The following is a 19,880-nucleotide window of genomic DNA, read 5'->3' on the forward strand; positions in this document are numbered from 1 at the left end:
GGTTGCGCCGGTGGCGGTTGTCCTGGCGCGGGCTGCGCGGGCGCCTGCGCTTGGGGTTGCGCAGGGGGCGGCGCTTGCTGCGCCGGCGGCGGAGGCGGGGGCGGCGCGCCCTGCTGATTCGGGGTGGAATTCTTGATTACACAGCCGGCTAGCGTGCCAACGGAGAGGAAGCCCAACACCATCCATACTCGAGCAGTCATGTCCGCATCTTACGCCACACGGACCGTGCTCTACCCGGCCGGAGTGGTCGAAGGCGCCACGCCGCTACTGGGTATCAGCCAGAAGTCGTTGGATTTCAGCGCGATCGCCGCGGCCTAACTGACCCACGGTGACCAGCCCGCCCTGCGCGGGATCCAGGTTGGCACGCGCTGCGGCCCGCACTTGCTTGAGACTGACTTGCTGCAGTGCGGCTTGTCGCGCTGCCAGTGGTTGGGGCGCGAGCTCGCCCTGGGAAAGCAGATCGAAGCCCAGCACTTCAGCCAGGTCTTCCGCGGATTCGCTGCTTGCCGCGAGTTGCCAGGCGTGGCGCCGCTTGGCCAGCTCGAGTTCTTCCTTCGAGGGACCGCGGGTCCGCAGTTCCTCCACGAGCGAGAGCAGCTCGGCGACCACCACCCGCAGCTTCTCGTGTTGCGCGTCCGCGGCTAGGTCGAGAACGCCTGCGCTGGCGTAGCCCTCGTACTGTGCGGACACTTCGTAGCAGAGGCCGAGCTCGTCACATAGACGTGCGTAGAGCCTGGTCGACATGCCGTCATCCAGCGTTCGTAGCAAGAGCTGCGTCGCTGGTTCCAGCTTGTTCTTGGATGATACCCCGCGGAAACATAATCGAACGCTGGTTTGACTGATCTCATGGGGCACGTGCAACCACGCCTTGACCGGCGTGTTCGGCGCGGCTGGGGGCGAGAGGGCAGTGCCGGAATTGAGCTCATGAAACGCACTCTCGAGCGTGTCCAGCATGCGCTTTGGGGCGAGGGCGCTCACCACCCCGACCACGCTATTTCGCGCGGCGTAGTGACGCTGGTGATGCTTGCGAAGCGCCCGCGCGTCGAAGCGCTCGAGCCTTGGGAGGTTGCCGGTGATGGAGAGCCCCAAGGGGTGATCACCGAACACCAGACGTTTCACCAGGTTGTCGGGTTCGACCTGGCGATCCCTTGCGTCGAGCTCCTCCAGCAGTTCTTCGCGCACGATGCCGCGTTCGATCTCGATGCTGTGCGGGTCGTCTTCCCCAAGGCGTGGGCGCTGAAAGACTTCGGCGAAGATCGGTATCAACGCCGCCAAGCTCTGGTTGGGTGCGGAGAGGCTCAACACGCCATGGTCCGCGTAGGTCATTGCGTCGAGATAGCCGCCCTGACGCTCGATTGCGCTGACGAGGGCGTGGGCGGTTGGATGAGCCTCGGTGCCTCGATACAGCATGTGTTCGAGGAAGTGCGAGAGCCCGTGGGTGCTTCGCGTCTCGAAGTGGGGGCCGACGTTCAGCTGCGCCGTCACCACCGCGCGCTGCACATGAGGCACCCGCACCGCGAACAGTCGCAGGCCATTCGCGAGCTCACGCGTCTGAACAGTGAGGCGCTTGAGTGCGGCGTCCATTGCAGGAGCCGTCCGGGGCTCAGCCCTCGTCCTTTTCGTCCTGCTTGTCCGAAGCGATCAGCGCCTTGTTCTCGTCGATCAGCCCCTCGGCGTTCTTCTTGAGGCGCTGGATGTAGATCCGCAGCGCCTCCTGCTCCTTGGCTTGTCGCATGCGCTCGCTGTACTCGAAGCGCTCCTTCTCCAAGTCTTCCTTGGTTGGCAGCGTCTTCTCTTTGAGTTGCAGCACCGCGAAGCCGCCCTGAAGTTTGATCAAGTTCGGGTGCACGGTGTCCGGCTTGTCGAGCTTGAAGGCGAGGTCTGCGATGTCTTCCGTGGCATCCCGCAGGGGGCGGCTGCCCTGGGCGAACGCGGCGGTGATGTTGAGCTTCGGGCGGTTCGGATCGGTCAGGGCCTTCGACTCCTCGCCTTCCTTCAGCTTCTTGTTGTCCAGCGCATACTCGGCCGCGATGCGATCTGCGGCTTCTCCGAGGGCCTCTCCGCCCTTGGCGGCCTCCAGCAGCTTGTCGGCGATTTCCTTGGTGCGCTTCTCGGTGACGTCCACCGCCATCAAGGCGCGAGCCAGCTCTCGCTTGCCCACCTTGACGACATCTGCTTCCGCGAGGCGACGGTCGAGCTTGATGACGACGTAGCCTTTGGGGGTCTCCAGCACCGGCGAGACATCGCCAGCCTTCATGCCCTCGACGGCGGCCAGCAGCACCTTCGAACCAGGGCCGTACTTCTCTGACAAGCAGCCGAGCAAGCCACCCACGGGCGCAGACGCACCCATGCTGTACTCCCGAGCGAGGTCGCTGAAGTTCGCGCCAGGCTGCTTCAGGTTCTCCAGCCAGCCTTCGAGTTGCGTCTTCGCAGTGGCTTTCTCGTCGTCGCTAGCGCCTTCGGGGAAGGCGCTCACGATTTCACGCACCACGGGGCACTTGGCGACCCACTCGCCCTTTGCCTGCTCCCACTTCTCGTCGACGGAGGCTTGGTTGTCCTTCATCCAGCCTTCAACGGCCTTGTCCGAGGTGTCGACGGCGAAGCGCGCCACCCAGGCTTTTTGCACGCTTACGGTGCGCGCGGTGGCGCGGGCTTTCTCGCGCTGGTACTCGAACCAGAGTTCTTCCGGGCTCACGCGCACGCGAGATTTGACCAGGTCGCGCACCCGATTCGCGCGCAGCTCGTCGAGCTGCATCTCGCGGAACTGCCCAGCGCTGCGACCCGCTACGTTGCGGATCATGCGCTCGTACTCCTTCATGTCGAACTCACCGGTCTTGCGGTTCTTTACCGGGAGGTAACGCACCATGTCCTCGCCGATGCCGATGTAGCGTGCGAGGTAGCCGTGTTGCTCGACGGGGACGGAGACGTGAATGCGTCCGTTTTTGAGCTCATCGTTCAGCGCGTCTTCGCTGACACGGATCCCCAAGCGATCGGCCTCGTTGAGCAACAGTTCGCGCTCCACCAGGCCATCCAGCGCAGCTTGCGGAATGCCGAGGCCCTTCGCCTTCTTGGGGGTCAGGTTCTGCGAGGCCATGATCAAGCCGTACGCAGCTTGGTAGTCTTTGACGGGCACGCTCTTGCCCCGCACCTTCACGGCGTACTCAACGGACAGGCTACCGCCCTGACTGCCGCTCATCGCGGGCACCATGAAGACAACGATGATTGCGACGACGATTCCTCCCATCAACCACTGGGAGACGCCGCCTGAGCGAAGCATTCTGAGCATGGGTCGTTCTTAGAGTCGCGCGCTCGCGCGGATGCGAAAGGTCCGCGGGGTGTCTCGAGCCAGCGCGGTACGAGTCTTCCCGGGGCGCCGCGCATACCACGCAGAGCAGAGGGGGTCACGCCCTGGACGGCGCGCGCGAGTGAGCGATTGCAAGCAGTGCTTCGGCCGCTACGTCGTTAACGGCGGATACCGCAAGCCGTTGCCAAGTGTGACGGCGGGATCCGGGTCGCTGTGGTCCCTCGCCCACAGGTTCGGGGGTGAGGTGCGCTGTTTCACCACCTGAGTTCACTTGCTACGTCGCCGTTGCGAAAACAGGCTGCGGCGCCGGGAGGAGCCTCACCCACCGGACGGTATTCGAACGTTTTCAGTGGTTTGCTTCCGCTGACATGAGGAGTTCGAGGCATGGAGTGACTGCCCTCTCCCCCAAACCCACGACAGCATCAGTGAAAAACCTGACCAGCCTGTCTCGATTTGTGGCAGAGGGGCACACCACTTGCAGAAGTGGAGGTTGCCGAGAGGTTTCCTATGGCGCAATTCAAGTCACCCACGTCGGACTCACAACGCGCTCGCGACGCTCGAGTTCGCGACTCGCACACCCGCCTGCGAGCGGTTCGCGAGGTGCTGATCAGCGAGCTCGAACCTGTAGATGCTCCTCCGCGTGCTGAGCTCCACCGCATTGCCAGCTGGATCGGAGACGCGCTCAAGACGAGTGCTGACGGAGCGGCCGGTCATTCTGCTATGGTTCGAGGCAACGTGAGCGACCCCACCGACGCTGATTCAGGAACTCACAAGGCTCGACGTTCGTCCGGCGGTGCTCGGCGAGAGGCCTCGGAGCGCGTGTTGCTGCGACGCGGCAATGAAGAGATCACGGGTTGGACTCTCAACGTGAGTCGCGGCGGCGTGCGCATCATCGTCGAGGACCCGTTGGCTGAAGGGGACGAGCTCGAAGTTCAGGTGGGTGACGAAGCGGAACCTTTGCATCCGGCGCGCGTGGTGTGGATCAAGGAACTGGCCGATGGACAAATCGTCGGTGTGCAGTTCCTCGACGTGGAGGGCTCGGTTCCGCCGAGTCAACCGCCGCCTGCGATGGAGTGACGCCTGGCGGCGGGGTGCGTTTGAGCTGCCCTCTGATTGAACTGCCCTGCGTCACCCGGAGCGGGTAAGTCTGCGTCGGTGAGTAGCCACCCCAACACCGGCTGGCCCGCTGCGGCGGAGTTGCTCGGCCCTGGCGGTCCGTTCGCGACGGCACTCGGATCGTACGAGTCGCGGAGCGGACAGCTGGAGATGGCCACAGCCGTCGAGCGCGCGCTCGCGGAAGACCGCGTGCTGCTGTGTGAAGCGGGGACGGGCACCGGGAAGACCTTGGCCTACTTGGTGCCCGCGCTGGCCAGCGGTCGCAAGGTGATCATCTCCACGGCGACGCGCGCGCTCCAGGATCAAATCGCCTACAAGGACGTGCCCCTCGTGGCGCGGGCGCTCGGCGTCCAGCCGCGCGTTTCCGTGATGAAAGGACTCGCGAACTACGTGTGCATGCGGCGCCTGCGCGAGTTCAAGGACTCTGCGGAAGGCTTGCGTCCCGGCTACGCTTTGGCGCTCAACAGCCTGCAGCGTTGGGTTCCCGACACCGAGACGGGCGACATCTCCGAGCTGGTTGCGCTGCAAGAGAGCGATCCGATCTGGCGCGAAGTCACCTCGTCGAGCGACACGCGGATCGGCGTCGGGTGCGAGCATTACGACGAATGCTTCGTGACTCGCATGAAGCGTGAGGCGGAATCGGCGCGCGTGGTGATCGTCAACCATCACCTGTTCTTCGCGGACCTTGCGCTGCGGGGGCCTCACCCGGGGCGCGTGTTGCCGGACTACGACGCGGTGATCTTCGACGAGGCGCACCAAATCGAGGACATTGCGACGAACTTCTTTGGGGTGAGCGTCTCGAGAGGGCGGGTCGACTCACTGCTGCGAGACGCCGAGCGCATGCTGGTTGCCACAGGTAGTGAGCTGCCGTTGCTCGCGCGCGGCGGCACCGGTGAGCACGCCAGGCGCCTCACGGATCGCCTGAGCGCGAGCTCAGAGAACTTCTTCTCCGAGCTCGTGCAGCGTTTCCGTGGAGAAGAAGGCCGCACCACAGTGGACCCAGACGTGTGGCGCGGCGAGCTCGAGCAGCGTTGGCATAGCCTGGACGCCTCCCTAGAAGCCTTCAGCGGCTTTGCAGAGGAGACCGGTGAGCAGGCCGAAGCTGGCGGCGCGAGCAACTGGGGACGCCTGGCGGACGCCTGTGAGGTGTTGTCTCGCAAGGGCCGTGGGCTACGTGAAGATCTGGCTTCGGTGATCGAAGGCGGCCCCGGCAGGGTGACCTGGGTGGATGTCAGCGCGAAGACTCCGCGGCTATCCGCGGCGCCGGTCGATGTCGCGCCGGTGCTCAAGCAGCGCATCTTCGAGTCTATCCCCGCGGTAATAATGACCAGCGCCACGTTGGCCAGCGTTGGCAGCTCGAAGAGTGGAAAAGGTGAAGGCGACCAGCGTAGCCCTGGCCTGCCTGAGCTCGCGTACTTGCGCTCGCGAGTGGGCCTTGGTGACGACTCGATTCAAGTCGATGAGCTGATCGTGCGGTCACCCTTCGACTTCGAGCGCATGGCGTTGCTCTACACCCCCAACGATTTGCCCGATCCTCGCGATCCAAGGTTTCTGCACCAAGTGGTGGAGCGGGTGCACGCGCTGTGCGAACTGACCGGCGGTGGAGCCTTCGTACTCACGACCTCGCTGCGCTCGATGCGCACGATCCACCGCGGGCTGCTGAGCCGCATTGGCGCTGGCCGCGTGATGCTCCAGGGCGAGGCGCCGAAGGCCAGCCTGCTCAGTCGTTTCAAGGCGGCGAAGAACCAAGTCCTGGTCGCCACCATGAGCTTCTGGGAGGGCGTGGATGTGCCGGGTGAAGCGCTGCGCTTGGTGGTCTTGGAAAAGATCCCGTTCGCCGTTCCGAGCGATCCCATCGTGCGTGCTCGCAGCAACGCCCTCGAAGCAGAGGGACGCAACAGCTTCATGGAACTCCACGTTCCCGGTGCAGCGATCACTCTCAAGCAAGGCTTCGGGCGCTTGATCCGCACGCGAACCGACCGCGGCATCGTTGCACTACTCGATGAGCGAGCGACGAAGAAAGGCTATGGCAGCAAGCTGCTCTCGGCGCTTCCTCCTGCCCGTCGCACCGGGGACTTGGATGAGGTGCGTCGGTTCTGGAACGACGCTGCGGCAGACTCCGGCGCCTGAGCTTGCCCTCGCCGTGGTGCGGGGTAATCGTGCGGCATGCTCAAGCCATTCAATCAGGCGCTGAAGGAGCTTGGAGTCGACAAGGAGCTCTCGATCCTCTCGGTGCCGAGCGGCTATCCGAGTCCGAAGATGATCAACCTGGTGCTGCGCCGGGTGGGCGGGCTGACGTTTCAGTTCGAGGCGAGCGCCTCGCGACCCGAGATCATCGAAGCCACCCAGGGCCTGCTGGCTGAGCGCGGGGTCAAGAAGCTAGACGCGCTGCTCGTAACGCATTGCCACGGGGATCACGCCGGGAGCGCAGGCGTGATCGCAGGCTTTGGTCGCGAGGCTGAGGATCGCGCACCGATCTACCTGCATTCTGCGGCTTTTCGCAGCCTGACTCACCCCACCCCGAGCTTCCTCCACGAGACGTACGAAATCTTCCTCTCGCGCTGCCACTGGGGGCTCCGCGAGTACAACACGCTGAGCGATCAGGAGATGATCGAGAACGCGCTGCGCAAGCGCTTTCGTGGTTACTTCACGCGCACGCCGAAGCGGGCGCTGCGCTTCGTCGACCATGGCGAGGTGCCTGATGGTATCCTCGCGGTACCGACTCCAGGGCACTCCCAGGACTGCGTGCTGTACTTCGACTCCGCGCTGGGCGTCGCCGTCCCTGGAGACACCATCATCTGCACTGGGCGACCCGAGGCGCCGGAGAGCTGGGACTTCGTGATCCCCATCTTCACCGTCGGGGGGCAAAGCTACAGCATGGCGTACGAACGCTACCTGCGCACCATCCGCCACCTGCGAGTGTTTTTCTCGCGGCACCGCGTCAGGGCCGTACTGCCACCTCATGGGCGCTTCGCCGTGACTGAGCCCCTGGCGTGGGTACAGTTTGCTGAGCGCTACTTCGAAGGCATCTACCGTGCCTTTCTTGATGATTTCCTGGCGGATAAATCGCGAGGGAGTCGCGAAGAGCCTTTCCGTGCTTGCGACTTGAACCCGTACATCCCCAGCGCTGGCGCACACCCCGTGTCCACGCCGAGCCATGTCTTTGGCATGTTGTGCACCCTGGCGGATGAGGGCTACCTGGAGCTCGATGAGGACATGCACACGCGGCAGATCCACTTCCGCTTGCTGGAGATGCCCCCTGAGAGCTACGTGCGCGATCTACTGCAAACGGACCCTGGTCCGGTGCCGTTGTTCCACGCCGGAATGAGCCCAACTTGACGTAGCGGAATGGCCCGCCGCACGCGCGCGCTCCGCCACCTTCGCGGGAGAGCCGGTTGGCACGAAATTGGAAGGGTTGCTGAGCGGAGCCGCGCCTCGGGTGTGCATATATTCGCGCCGGTCGCAGCCAACCGCTCGTTTCGCTCGTCGGGACACGAGGACACGCAACAATTAGGCGCGGAAAAGCGTTGGATGTTCCGAATCGGCCATCCGCACTCATACCTCGCGGAACCCATTCTCTGAGCGGCGTTCGCCTTTTGGGAAGGCTCCGAGCGTTAGCGATCTAACGCTATTCGCGTAGTTTTCGAAGCGCTGTGAAATCGCAGCGAGCACTGCCATAAGCAAGCGATGCGCATTCGTTGCCTGACCCTGCTCAGCACCGCCTTCTTGCTCGCCAGTCCCGCCCTCAGCGCCGCGCCAAAGCTCTCTAGCAAGCTGCCCCCTCAGGTGTTGCGCTCTCTCGAGCTCCGGCTGTCACCGGTGAGTCTGGGTGCCATTCGGCCGACCAGCGAAGCGCCGCAGCTGCTGGTTGAACTCGAACGCCCGCCGAGTTCTCGTGCGGAATTGTCTCGCGCCGTCTCAGAGCTCGAGGCCTCCGGCGTGCGCGTTGTGCGCGCCCAGGGAGAGCCGCTCACGTATCGCCAGTTCATCGTGGTAACGGCGGATGCCAAGGCGCTTGGCCACGTAGCGCGCCTCGACTCTGTTCGGCGTATCCTCCCGGCACTCCGTCCCGGCCTACCAAGCCTCGATCGCTCCGCGGCGCTGCTGGGCTTGGCGGGGGTGAGGGGGGCACGTCCGGCGGTGGGCGCGATGACCGGTAGCGGGATGGTGCTCGCAGATGTCGATACATTGGCTGACGTCTTCCATCCGGATTTTTTCCGTGGGGATGCGGGATACTACGACTGGATCGACGTGAATGAGAACGGCACGTTTGACGTCGGGGTCGATGCCGTCGACCTGAACCGGAACGGCGAAGCTGATGCGACAGAGGTCGCGCAGCCGCTGCGAGCGGCTCCAATCAACATCTCGTCGGGCAATGAAGCCGGAGGTGTACACATCGCTGGCTTCGACCCGAGCGTGGACTGGGTGTACCTGGATGAGAACGGAGACAAGGAGCGCAACCACGGTGCCGCCGCAGGTTTTGCCGAGGACGTTCCGGCGTTTGGTGAGCCACTCTTCGTGCCGGACGACGTGAACAGCGATGGCTCGATCGGCCTGGCGGAGCGCTTCGTGCGGCTGGGAACGAGCAAGTTTCGCAAGCTCTACGCAAAGGTTAACTACCAAGGCGTCCAGCACGACCATGTCTACGAGCGGGGCATAGACATGAGCCAGGCACCCATCGATCTGACTCACGGAGTGTATGGTTACGCGGACGCGCTGCACGCGACGGGCGTGCTCTCCATTGCAGCAGGGGGTGTGGCGCTGCCAAGTCGGCGCTGGGTTGGTGTGGCGCCTGACGCCGAGCTGGTCCTGGCCTTCGGGATCTCCAACTCCGTCACGGCCCCCGTGGTCTGGGCGCTGTCTCAAGAGCCCGACGTGTTGCTCCATGAGGCTTCTGTTTGGACGAGCATGGAAATGGACGGCAGTGACCCGTGGTCCAAGCTCATCGACACCTCCAGCGCCAGCGGCGTAGTCAATATTTGCCCCACCGGAAACATCGGCGGCGCGCGCAAGCATGCAGTGATCGAGGTTGCCGCGACAGCGACGGGGGAGATGAAGTTCAACGTCCCAACCGACACCCAGAGCGTCGATCTGACGATGCACGTTCGCGGCGGTAGCGACGTTGTGCTCAGCCTGCGCGAGCCCGGCGGAGCGGTCCACCCGCTGTCGGCCACTGCTAACCTGGACGGCGGAGGGAGGCTCTACTCATACGGGGACGACGTGTCCGACGCGGGCACCCGCGTGTTCTACAACTACCTGATCGGCCCCGGCGCTGGAGACTACGTGCTGGAGATCCAGGGCGATCCTGGGGCGACCGCCACGGTGCACGGCTTCGTGGCTGACGAGGCTGGCTTCTCCCTCAACACCGCCTGGGACCCGGCTATCGCAACGGACGCAAGCACCGCCGCGGTGCCCTCGGTTGCTTCCACCTGCGTCGGCGTGGGCGCCGTTCCCAGTCACCTGTCCAGTGAAGGCGACTGGGCGCGCGCCGGTGACGAGGCGCAAGGCGAAATCCGCGAGTACTCTGGGCGTGGTCCGCGTATCGACGGCGAACAGGTGCTCGATGTAGCAGCCCCTGACAACCCCTGGGTGGCAGCTCCCCAGGGCGACATCTTCCCTCAGTATCCTGGCTACTCGGTGATTCCGCACGGAGGTCAAATGATCTTCGGCGGTACCAGTGGTGCCGGCCCTCATGCTGCTGGGGTCGCGGTGCTACTCGCTCAGGCAGGGCAACCCGGCGCGGCGGCGATCGAAGCGCTGCGGAGCGGCGCAGAGGTAGATTCGTTGACGGGCAGCGTGCCAAACGCGGACTACGGCTTTGGGCGCCTGAGCGCTGCTGGGAGCTTCGGTATCCCGCTGGACGGAGCCACCCCCAAGATCGAGCTGAGCGCGGAGCCCGCGGGCGCTGCTCCAGGTGAGACGATCACCGTAACTCCCGTCGCCACGGGTGCTGGCATCACGTTGCGCTGGGACGAAGGCTACGACGGCACGTGGGATACCGCGCTCGGCGCCGCGGCCGCTCGCGAGTTCGTGCAAGCGAACGAGCCGCTGCGCCTAAAGGTGCAGGCCTGGAATGAGAGCGGTCGCATTGCGGAGGCGGTGCTGTTGGTTCCTCTCGAACCGATGAGCGGCGCCGGCGGTGCTGGAGGCAGCGGCGGCGAAGCGAGCGGCGGCGCAGCGGGCAATAGCAACGCCTCAGGCGGTGCCAGCGGCGGGGGCGACGACGGTGGCTGCGGCTGCGCGACACCAGGACAGAGCAACAGCCCCGGCGCCGCGTGGTTGGCCCTGGCGGGCCTCGCCTACTTGGCGCGGCGCCGGCGCAGGAACCAGAGCCCCAACGCGAAGTAGCCGAACGCGCTGAGGTCGCCTCGAGCGCCGCCTGTTACCGTGCGGCAACTGCAGCCTGCGCCCTCCTCGGTGCGCGTCACTGGGCGCGCGCCGTCGGTTCCGCCCGCGCCGCCCGTGGCGGCACCGCCCGCGCCGATGTCCCCGCCGGCGCCTCCGGAGCAGTCGACCGAGCCGCAGCCACCGGTGCCTCCCCCGCCGCTTCCGCCTTCTGCTTGCTTCAGCGTCACGCGGACGGCATCGGCGACGAGGCGCTGGGAGCCGTCCAAGGGCTCTCCGGTGTTGTCGTCGACTTGCAGTGTTCCCTCACCCCCGAAACTGAACTCGCCGAGGGATTGCCAGCCGTCTGCCGCGGTTTGGTCGAGGATCACGCTTTCGTAGCTGCCGTCGTGCTCCACGGTGTAGCGCGCCTCTTGAGAGTCGGCGAAGCCGGAGTCGGTGTAGACCTCGAGCTCGTACAGGCCGGGAGTATCGAAGTAGAAGAACCACTTGGCGTAGTTCGACACCTCGAGGTTGTCGGTGGTGTTCGTCCACAGGAGGTGATCGTCTGCGCCGGCAACTTCGTTGCGCCAGTACACTGGGTCGCCGCCCGCGCCGAAGCACCAGCCTTGCTCATCGAGCACCGTGGGGTCCGCGCCAATTGATTCGCACGCCGGCTGACGACCATACCAGAAGTCGACGCCCATTTCCGCGAGGAGACCTCTCCCGCCCTTGGAGTAGTTGGCGTAACGCTGATCGTATACGCTGCAGCTGCCTGGTACGCAGCCGTTGTAGTAGCGAGTCACGGTCTTGACCCAGGCGTCCCAGAGCTCGTTCCAAGGCCGGATCTGATTCATCACGCTGATGGCGTCGTCGTCGGTGTCCACCGTGAAGTAGACCGAGCGCTTGACCATGTTGATCACGAAGTCCACCGCTGCGTCGGTGTTCCCAGCGATGGTCAGGATGCGATCCCCCTCGCGCGCGAGGGTCTGGTCGTAAGTGCCAGCGTCGAACTGGAACATGCCGAGGCCACCCTGCTTGAGCGAGCACGGGCCATCGCCAGCACCAGCGACTACTGGACCACCACCACAATCTGGGCTGTTTGGACCCTCGCACGCCCAGGTGAGCTCCGAGTGACAGTGGGACATGCCGGTTTCGGTGTCCGCGATCCCCGCCAACAAGAGACCATTGTAGAGGCCCCGCGCTTCCGCTGCCGCGCGGATTTGGGCGGCGCGGTCTTTTCGCGCCTGCGGGCTGAGCGCCTGTCGTAGCTCATCGAGGTCCCCGCCAGGAGTCGGGCCGGAGCCACACCCACTTGCAAGCAACGGCGCGAGCGCTAGCGCGCTCGCCCCCAGCAAGGTCCGACGTAGAACGGGGCGCCGCGTACACCCCGACTGACTTGCCTGCGCCGTTGCGCTTGCGCCGCGACGCTGCCGACTACGTGTGTCCTCGTTCATCGAGGCGCTGCCCTTTCCCGTGTGTGAAGCGAGAGCAGCAGCGCCTGCTGCTTACTTCTTCGCTTTGCCCTTCCCGCCCTTTGCCTTGGCAGGTTTAGCAGCTTTCTTACTCGGAGCCTTGGTCGGGGATGCCTTGGCTGCCTTCTTGGCTGCCTTCTTTGCGGGCTTGGCTGCCTTCTTTGCCGCCTTCTTTGCGGGCTTGGCTGCCTTCTTGGCTGCCTTCTTGGCTGCCTTCTTTGCGGGCTTGGCTGCCTTCTTGGCTGCCTTCTTTGCAGGCTTGGCTGCCTTGGCCTTCTTGGCGGCTTTCTTCGCTGCCTTCGCCGGCTTCCCGGCGGGCGTCGCGGCTTCGGTCACTTGCTCCGCTGCCTTGGCTGCCACTTCCTTGGCGGCCTTCGCGACCTTCTTCGCTGCCTTGGCTGCCTTCTTCGCGACCTTCTTCGCTGCCTTGGCAGCCTTTGCGACCACACCCTCGGCTGCGGGTTCCGACGCCGCTTCGCTCGGAGCATCGTCGGCTGCTGACGCTTCGTCGAACAGCTTGCCCTGGTTCGGGCTCGCCTTCTTGGCGCGCTTCTTCGCGGGCTTCTTTGCTTCGGGCGCCGGTTCCGGTTCCGCGGGGGAACCCAAGCGAGCGCTGAGCGTCTCTTCGATGCGGTTCTGCAGGTCGTCGAACTCGAACGGCTTGTCGAGGTATGCGTCCGCTCCGTAGAGCGGCGACGTCATCTCATTGAGATTCTCCCCGATGCCGGTGAGCATGATCACGCCGGTGTGGTGCAGGCTCACCGCTTCTTTGATCTTGCGGCAAACTTCCCAGCCGCTCATGCCGGGCATCATCACGTCGAGGATCACCAAGTCGGGCAGCCGCTCGTGAGCCAGCTCCCAGGCTTGCGCGCCGTCGGACGCTTCGATGACTTGGAAGCCTTGGCTCCGCAAGTAACCGCCGACCATCGCCACCATGCCGGGCTCGTCGTCTGCAACCAGCACCAACTTGTCTGTGTAATCCGTCATCTGTTCCGCCTTTGCTCCGCGAACCGTCTGTCGTGGCGTATTCGAGTCCACGGCGGATGAGCGGTCAACCCCACAAAGTTGGCTGATGATGGCGTCGATGTCGGCGGCGAGGAGTCACACGAGTGTCGACGTGACTCCGTCGTGGTGGGTCAAGCCGTGCGGCGCTGACGCCGACGCCGTAGCCAGGCAAGCCCGATGCCCAGGCCGAGCCAACTCGCCGCGTTGCTTGGTGCGGAACTGTTCCGTGCGGTTCGACAGCTGCAGCCTCCGCCGCCAGGAGACACCGCGGGGACTTGGTTCGGGTCGCTGGCCTGGAGCTGTTCGATCGTGACGGAGTCGCTGATCGAGTCATCATCAGCGGAGGCACCGCAGCCTTCATCCGAGCCGATTTCGGCTGTGACAGTGCCTTCCGTCTCGCCTTCCAGAGCACGCAGCGTCAGGTCGATGGTGGCGCTCTCGCCGGGGGCGAGCTCCCCGAGATCGCAGGTGCGGGCGGCGGCGTTGCAGCTGCCAACGGAGGGCACGGCGTCGAGCAGTGATAGCCCGCTTACCCCCAACTTGAGGCTCACCTGGCGAGGTGTCGTGGAGCCGCCGGCCGCCACGTGGGCGATCGTGAGCTGACTCTGTACGTTGCTGCCGGCAGTCGCCTTCTCAACTGTGCTGCTGGTCAGCACCAGGTTGCTCTCGTCGGTTCCAGGAGCCGGGACGTCGATCACCTGGGCACGCTGCCCCTCGATGTTGTCGAAGTGGAGGATCAGCGCTTGGGCGGGTTGGTTGCGGTCCACGTCGGCGCGGATCACATCGTCTCCACTGAACAGCGGCCGGCCGTCGAGACCATAGGGACTGGCGTCTACCGCTGGGTGATTGGCGTCAAAGGTCGCCCAAGGCGTGGTGTCACCCTGGTTGATGATGCTGCCCGTGACCGAGCTGACTCGATACTGGAATTTCGCGTTCTCCGCCGTCAAGCCGAGGTCATCCAGGAACACCGGGAAGACCAGCACGCTGTTGAGGTAGGCGTTGGTGTTCAACACGTCCGCCGGGACGATGTTCAAGAACCGCCCACCGCCCTGCTGCCCCGTGCGGGACATCGAATAGCAGATCAACACGTCGTTGAATGACAGGGCGACGAGTTCGTAGTCGTAGCTGTTGTCCAAGTTGGTGTCGATTTGCACCACGTATCTGCCAGGCGATCCGGATGAGAACGTCTCGTAGCTGTTCGGCGCAGGCGTGGTCCACGTGCCGCGAATCGCCAAGGCGATGAACGCGGAGGCGTCCGCGAAATCTCGCGACTTCAGGTCCGTTGCCGCCCCAATCGCGATCACGTCATCGCTCGCATCGAGGGTGGTCTCGGGATCTTCGCTCAAGCCCAATTGAAACACTCCCGTGACCGGTGCGGGCGTCGTGTTCCCTCCCGCAGACTCGAGCGTCAGCGTGTTGCCCTCGCCGCAGGTTCCGAAGTCCAGGCTGCGTGAGCCGGCAGGACGCACCGCGCCGTTGAATGGCACGTGGAGGTCCGGTTGCCCCGTCGTCTTCGAGGTCAGGTTCACTTGCCCAGCGGCTTCCATCAGGAAGTGGCGCCCATACTCGGCGTCAGAGCCGAGTCGCACGGTGGTTGGGGTCGTCGGGTCCGGCGCCAGTGTGGTCACCTGGGTCGGGTCGAAGGTGAGCGCGACCTCGAGGTCAAAACTCTCACCCGCCGGGATGCTCACGCTGGATTGGCTTGCGGTGACACTGACGCCGGCTACGGGATACTGCAGCTCGGACGCGACGTCGAACTCGACGCTGCTGCTGCTCGTGTTCGTGATGCGGACGGTGCGAGCGCTCGTGGTGGGGCTCTCCGTGATCAAGAAGCCGAACGCGATGCCGGAGCCTTCCGAGGGCTCGGCTGCGGCCACTACCTGCGTATCGATCGCGGCGTCGACCTGCACGCGTCCACCGCCGACATGACTCACCGGTGCCTGCATGCCGCTTACGAACGCAGGCGCCGCGGTGTTGATCATCGCGGATTTTACTTCCGTGGGGAGCCACGTCGGATGCGCTTGCCGCACGAGCGCAGCCGCGCCGGCGGCCATGGGGGAGGCCATGGATGTACCCGAGTTGACCACGCCCTTGTAGCCGCTGCCTACGCCAGCGCTCCTGATGTCACCGCCTGGCGCGGCGATCTCTGGCTTGAACCCGCCGGTCGTCGACTCCGGTCCTCGGGAGCTGAAAGGCGAGAGCTGCGATTTACCTTCGACTGCCAAGAGGTCCGCTTCGACGTTGCTCGCGCCCTTCAGTAGTCCGCCGTCGGAGTTGCCAATCATTACCGCGGGGATGCCAACTGGGTTGTCGCCACCCATGGGGAACGGCGGCTCCGCCGGGCTGTTTTGCACCACGACTGCCGCGACGGCGCCCGCGGCGGCTGCACGGCTCAGCTTCTCCTCGAAGGTGCAGCTCCCGCGGTCGATCAGCGCGATGTTACCGGATATCGCCGCAGCATTGCTGTAGTCGGCGCAGCCGTTGCTCGGCTGGGTGCGTACCAGCTTGCCGCTGATGGGTGTATCCGTGGGGATAGGTGCTGAGATGCCGCCCGAGACCGCGGCGTAGCTTCCAGCGACGCTCGCAGGAGACGTGACCTTGAGCTCAGGGAGGGCGGACTCGCTCGTCGCTGCGACGCTCAGGGCTTGATCGACGCCTGCGGGTTGGCCGGCGATGAAGTATGAACTCCCCGCGTTTCCGGCGGCGGCCACGAAGACGGTCCCGCCGCGCACCAGGTTCTTGATCAAGGCCGCGTTGCTACCGCCGAGGCCGAAGTCGCTGCCGAGCGAAGCGTTCAAGACATCCAGTCGGTCGCTGGGGTCGTCGTCCCCATTCGGGTCGATCGCGTAGTCGTAGGCGTTTGCCGTGAGCGTTGTGCCGCCGTCGCAGCCGAAGATGCGGATGGCGTGGAGCGACGCCTTGGGAGCCACGCCCGGGTACACCTCGAAGGCGTTGGGATCGAGGCTCGCGTTGTACGGACCGGTGTAGGGGCTTCCGTCTTTGAGCACACCATTGCCCGCGGCGATGCCGGCCACGTGGGTGCCGTGTCCACCTGAGATGCGGCCGCCGACCTGGCGCGCGCAGTCAAGAGGATCCGGATCAGGCTTCGGCGACGTGCTGCCGTCATATGCGTCACCGGCGAAGTCCTTTCCACCGACGACCCTTGCCGTGGGGAAACTGTTGGCTTCGATGACCGCCGAGTCGTTGGCGTTGTAGGCGGCGCTGGTTCCCGTGCCGCCAAAGTCCGCGTGGGTGTAGTCGATGCCGGAGTCCATCACGCCGATGGTGATTCCATCGCCATCCAGCGGGGAGATGCGTTCCCAGACCTTCGGTGCGCCAATTGCTGGCACTGCAGAAGCGAGGTTTCGGCTGTAGTAAGGTACGGGCGCGATGCCGACGACCTCGGCGACACGCTGCAGGTCGCGCACTTTACTTGCGGCGATGCGTACGTGAACGCGGTTTCCAACCTTGCCGATGCGCGCAATGATCTCCGCGCCATAGCTTTGTAGCTGGGGCACCACGCGGTCTTGTTGCGCCCTCACCGTCGCGGCCTGGCGCATGAAGCTCTGCTTGGAGCGCTGGGCGTTGAAGCTATTCGACTTGAGGTCGATGCCTCGCGGAATCGATGCGGCTGGGGCAGGCTCGCTCAGCAGCACGTACACCTGCACCATCCGATTCGGGTCGGGCTCACTATGACCGAGCAAGAAGGGCGCGTGGGTTAGGTCTCGAGGCGGTGCCGCGGGGAGCCACTCAAGGTTTGCGCTCTGAGTGCCATGCGTGCGGTGCTCGGCGCCGGCGGCACTACAGCCGTTGTTTGTGGTCGCCGCGAGCGCTGCGACACCTCCCAGCAACAGCCAGCGAGGTGCGAGGGGGCGGGAATGGGCATTCAGGATACGGCGCATCGGATCTCTTCGTTGAGCTGCGGATTTCGTCGGGTGCGCGCATCGCGAACGCGTGCGGCGCGTTACCCGACCCAAGTTCGGGCCCGGGTTTCCCATCGGTTTGCGGTGCATACAAAGGCTTTTTCGACGTGGGTTCCCCATCCTCACGCCGCTGAGACACGTTGAGGCACCAGCCACGCTGGACAATCGCGGCGAGGCGCGAATTTGGGGGGGAGGTGTGTTGGTCAGTCGACCTAGGGAGTTTTCCACAGGGGAAAAGTTGCCTGGGTCGGCCACGGGGTGCGCTCGGTTGGCTGCGGCGCTCCTCACCCCCCGAACCCGCGCATCGCGCCAAGTCGTGGGCATCACCGCTCGCATGAGCAGTGGGGGCTGACGTCGGGCTGAGACCGCTTGGTGGTTGCGAATTCCCGCGCGTAGGCTGGGGTCGCCTGAGGATTGGGCTTCGGCGTGGCCTTTTGGAGCCGCGGAAGAACCGATGAGTGCTGCCAGGCTCGCGAAATATCAAATGAAAATGCTTAGGTCCGGGTCTGCTGCTAGAGTTCGAGCCAGATGCAGCCCGTGAGGGCAGGGGGACCGCAAGACGTGGGCCGAGCGTCATAAGCGAAAGCTGCCGGAACTTTCGAGCGTTAGGACCGTCACTGCGTAGACCCGCGCGAGCTACTGGCTCGCTTCAACGGCATCGCAACCTCAATAGCTAGATCTCGCCTCCAACCAGTAGGTCGACCTTGTCTCGAGAAGCAGAACTGAAGCGCCTGGCCCAAGCCGCGAATCGCACCGGCTTTCGCATGCGCTTCGATCACGCGCTGCACCGCACGCTGCTCCTGTTTCCTCCCGTGCTGCTCTACGGCTTGGGGACGCTGATCTGGATCAAGGTCTGGCAGCCAAGCGGCGCACGGATCTCCCAGGTGCTGGCGATCGGGTCGATTACCGTCATCGTTTGGCTCGCTGGCACCCTGCACGCGTGGCTGAAGCCACGTCCAAACTACGCCGGTGCGATGCGCCTCGATCAGCACCACGGGCTTCACGATCGCATCTCCAGCGCTCTCGAGTTCATGAAGGTGCCCAAGGAGCAGCGCTCTCCCTTCATGGAAGCGGCGATTGAAGACGCCGTGGTCACCGCCAAGGATTTGCAGCCTGCGGGTGCCGCGCCGATTCACCTCTATGCCCTCGAGCTGGTGATCATCGTCTGGCTGCTGCTGAGCTTCTTCCTGGTCTATGCGCTGTATGTCCCGAAATACATCGTGATCGAAGACAAGGCACCGCAGATCAACCCGCTGATCCTCAGCCCGGACGATGTGGATCTGTTCCGCAACATCGGCGAGCAGCTGAAGCAGGAGAACAAGGACCCTGAGACCCTGGCCGCGGTGAACAAGTTCAACCAGCTGGTGGAGGACATCGCGGAGCGTCGTCTCGACCGCCAGGAGGTATTTCGTAGGCTGGAGGAGCTGGAGCGTGACCTGATGAAGGGCGCTGAAGCAGACAAAGAGGCCCTCGATGAGGGACTCAAGGCGATGGCTCAGGAGCTAAAGAAGAGCGACCTCAGCAAGCCTGTCGCCAAGGAGCTGGAAGAAAAGAAGCTCGCAGACGCCGAGAAGGCCATGCGCAAGCTGGCGGAGCGGCTGAAGGACAAGAAGAACCCGCCCAACAAGGCCGAGCTGGAGAAGCTACGCAAGGCCATGCAGAAGGCGAGCGAAGCAAACGCCAGCCGCTCCAAGGCGCTTGATGCCGCGCGGAAAGACGCCGAAGAAGAAAAGAAGCGCCTGCTGAAGAAGAAGAAGGACGAGGGCAAGCTCGCCAGCAAGGACAAGAGCCTGCTGAAGAAGAAGGAGCGCGAGCTCGAGCGCTTGAACCGCGAGAAGGACAAAGCGGAACGCGCGAAGCGTCAGCTGTCACGACTAGACCGTGAGCTGGCGAAGGCCGCGCAGGACCTGCTGAAGGAGATGGGGGCCAGCGCCAAGGATCTGGAAGAGGCGGCGCAGGACATCAACCGCATGGCCAAGCAGGAGATGAGCGACAAGGAGAAGGAAGAGCTCCGTAAGCGCCTGCAGGAGATGCGCGAGCTACTCCGCCAACAAGGCAAAGGCGACAAAAAGCAGCTGCAGCGGCTGTTGCGCTTCGGCCAGAAGGCGCGGGGCGGCAAGCCCGGTAAGCCCGGTGAAGGCGGCGACCAGCCCGGCGGGCAAGGCGGCAAGATGCGGCCTGGCAAGGGCGGCTCCCAACCTGGCGACGGCCCCGGCGGCATCAGCTTGGGCAAAGGCCAGGGCGGCAAGAGCATTCCGATCCCTGGGGGCGGGCAAGGCCAAGGCCAGGGTCAGGGCCAAGGCCAAGGAGCCGGCCAAGGCCAAGGTCAAGGCATGGCCGAGGGCGGCTCGGGCAAGGGCCAAGGTGAAGGCTGGGGCACCGGTCACGATCCCAACGTGAAGGGCGACAAGTCCGAGATCAAAGGCTCCACCAAAGACGTGACCGCCGTGGCCAACGACACTGGGCAAGGCACCGCGTCGAGCCAGGTGATCTCTGGAGCAGCCCAGCGCGGCTTCGTTGGCCGTGGGTACAAGCAGGTCTACACCGACTACCAGACGGTGGCGGAAGACGTCATGAATCGCGACGACATTCCGCCCGGATACAAGTTCTATGTCCGGCGCTACTTCCAACTGATTCGGCCTCGGGATTGAAGCCGTTGGGAGCCACACGCCCGCCTCGCGTGTCACCTCCGCGTGACGTGCATGGCGATCCAAGTTGTACGATGATGCGCCT

Annotated in this window: 10 protein-coding genes and 1 pseudogene; 5 read left to right on the forward strand and 6 right to left on the reverse strand. The window is 64.6% G+C overall.

Annotation, left to right across the window (positions count from 1 at the left end; translation table 11 throughout):
* Window positions 1–264: 264 nt before the first annotated feature.
* The 3 genes from H6718_09195 to H6718_09205 all read right to left on the reverse strand — a co-directional run bounded on the left by H6718_09195 (window position 265) and on the right by H6718_09205 (window position 4,018).
* Window positions 265–1,584 (reverse strand): insulinase family protein, encoded by a 1,320-nt coding sequence (locus tag H6718_09195; GenBank protein MCB9585562.1) that lies wholly within the window; start codon window positions 1,582–1,584, stop codon window positions 265–267.
* A 19-nt stretch (window positions 1,585–1,603) separates the two neighbouring features.
* Complete coding sequence (locus tag H6718_09200; GenBank protein ID MCB9585563.1) at window positions 1,604–3,286, reverse strand: SurA N-terminal domain-containing protein; 1,683 nt, start codon at window positions 3,284–3,286, stop codon at window positions 1,604–1,606.
* Window positions 3,287–3,841: 555 nt separating this feature from the next.
* Entirely contained in the window at window positions 3,842–4,018 is a 177-nt protein-coding gene (locus H6718_09205) for a hypothetical protein (GenBank protein ID MCB9585564.1), read from the reverse strand.
* A 21-nt stretch (window positions 4,019–4,039) separates the two neighbouring features.
* Here H6718_09205 and H6718_09210 point away from each other — a divergent pair, with 21 nt between their 5' ends.
* The 4 genes from H6718_09210 (at window position 4,040) to H6718_09225 (ending at window position 10,768) form a co-directional block, all read left to right on the forward strand.
* Window positions 4,040–4,381 carry a PilZ domain-containing protein gene (locus H6718_09210; GenBank protein ID MCB9585565.1) on the forward strand — a complete coding sequence of 114 codons (342 nt, stop codon included), beginning with the start codon at window positions 4,040–4,042 and terminating at the stop codon, window positions 4,379–4,381.
* Between the two features lie 189 nt (window positions 4,382–4,570).
* Window positions 4,571–6,550, forward strand: a complete 1,980-nt coding sequence (locus H6718_09215) for an ATP-dependent DNA helicase (GenBank protein MCB9585566.1) — start codon at window positions 4,571–4,573, stop codon at window positions 6,548–6,550.
* 36 nt (window positions 6,551–6,586) lie between these two features.
* Window positions 6,587–7,759, forward strand: a complete 1,173-nt coding sequence (locus tag H6718_09220; GenBank protein ID MCB9585567.1) for an MBL fold metallo-hydrolase — start codon at window positions 6,587–6,589, stop codon at window positions 7,757–7,759.
* Window positions 7,760–8,107: 348 nt separating this feature from the next.
* The gene (locus H6718_09225) at window positions 8,108–10,768 is read left to right on the forward strand and encodes a S8 family serine peptidase (GenBank protein MCB9585568.1); all 2,661 of its coding nucleotides are present in this window, start codon (window positions 8,108–8,110) and stop codon (window positions 10,766–10,768) included.
* Between the two features lie 86 nt (window positions 10,769–10,854).
* On the opposite strand, the pseudogene H6718_09230 reads toward H6718_09225, so the two are convergent.
* From H6718_09230 to H6718_09240, 3 genes and pseudogenes are all read right to left on the reverse strand, one after another.
* Window positions 10,855–10,974 (reverse strand): annotated as a pseudogene (locus H6718_09230) (PE-PGRS family protein).
* Window positions 10,975–12,252: 1,278 nt separating this feature from the next.
* Window positions 12,253–13,206, reverse strand: a complete 954-nt coding sequence (locus H6718_09235; GenBank protein MCB9585569.1) for a response regulator — start codon at window positions 13,204–13,206, stop codon at window positions 12,253–12,255.
* 149 nt (window positions 13,207–13,355) lie between these two features.
* Entirely contained in the window at window positions 13,356–17,126 is a 3,771-nt protein-coding gene (locus H6718_09240) for a S8 family serine peptidase (protein ID MCB9585570.1), read from the reverse strand.
* A 725-nt stretch (window positions 17,127–17,851) separates the two neighbouring features.
* Between H6718_09240 and H6718_09245 the strand changes: the two genes are divergently transcribed.
* On the forward strand, window positions 17,852–19,798 hold the full coding sequence (locus H6718_09245) for a hypothetical protein (GenBank protein ID MCB9585571.1): 1,947 nt from the start codon (window positions 17,852–17,854) through the stop codon (window positions 19,796–19,798).
* Window positions 19,799–19,880: the final 82 nt, after the last annotated feature.

The sequence above is a fragment of the Polyangiaceae bacterium genome, from assembly GCA_020633205.1.
Lineage (GTDB): Bacteria > Myxococcota_A > Polyangia > Polyangiales > Polyangiaceae > JAHBVY01.

Excerpts from the sequence above, each read along its gene's own strand:
- H6718_09235 (MCB9585569.1), bottom strand. The coding sequence starts at position 13,206 with ATGACGGATTACACAGACAAGTTGGTGCTGGTTGCAGACGACGAGCCC.
- H6718_09205 (MCB9585564.1), bottom strand. The coding sequence starts at position 4,018 with ATGACCGGCCGCTCCGTCAGCACTCGTCTTGAGCGCGTCTCCGATCCA.
- H6718_09200 (MCB9585563.1), bottom strand. The coding sequence starts at position 3,286 with ATGCTCAGAATGCTTCGCTCAGGCGGCGTCTCCCAGTGGTTGATGGGA.
- H6718_09220 (MCB9585567.1), top strand. The coding sequence starts at position 6,587 with ATGCTCAAGCCATTCAATCAGGCGCTGAAGGAGCTTGGAGTCGACAAG.
- H6718_09225 (MCB9585568.1), top strand. The coding sequence starts at position 8,108 with ATGCGCATTCGTTGCCTGACCCTGCTCAGCACCGCCTTCTTGCTCGCC.
- H6718_09215 (MCB9585566.1), top strand. The coding sequence starts at position 4,571 with ATGGCCACAGCCGTCGAGCGCGCGCTCGCGGAAGACCGCGTGCTGCTG.
- H6718_09240 (MCB9585570.1), bottom strand. The coding sequence starts at position 17,126 with ATGCGCCGTATCCTGAATGCCCATTCCCGCCCCCTCGCACCTCGCTGG.
- H6718_09195 (MCB9585562.1), bottom strand. The coding sequence starts at position 1,584 with ATGGACGCCGCACTCAAGCGCCTCACTGTTCAGACGCGTGAGCTCGCG.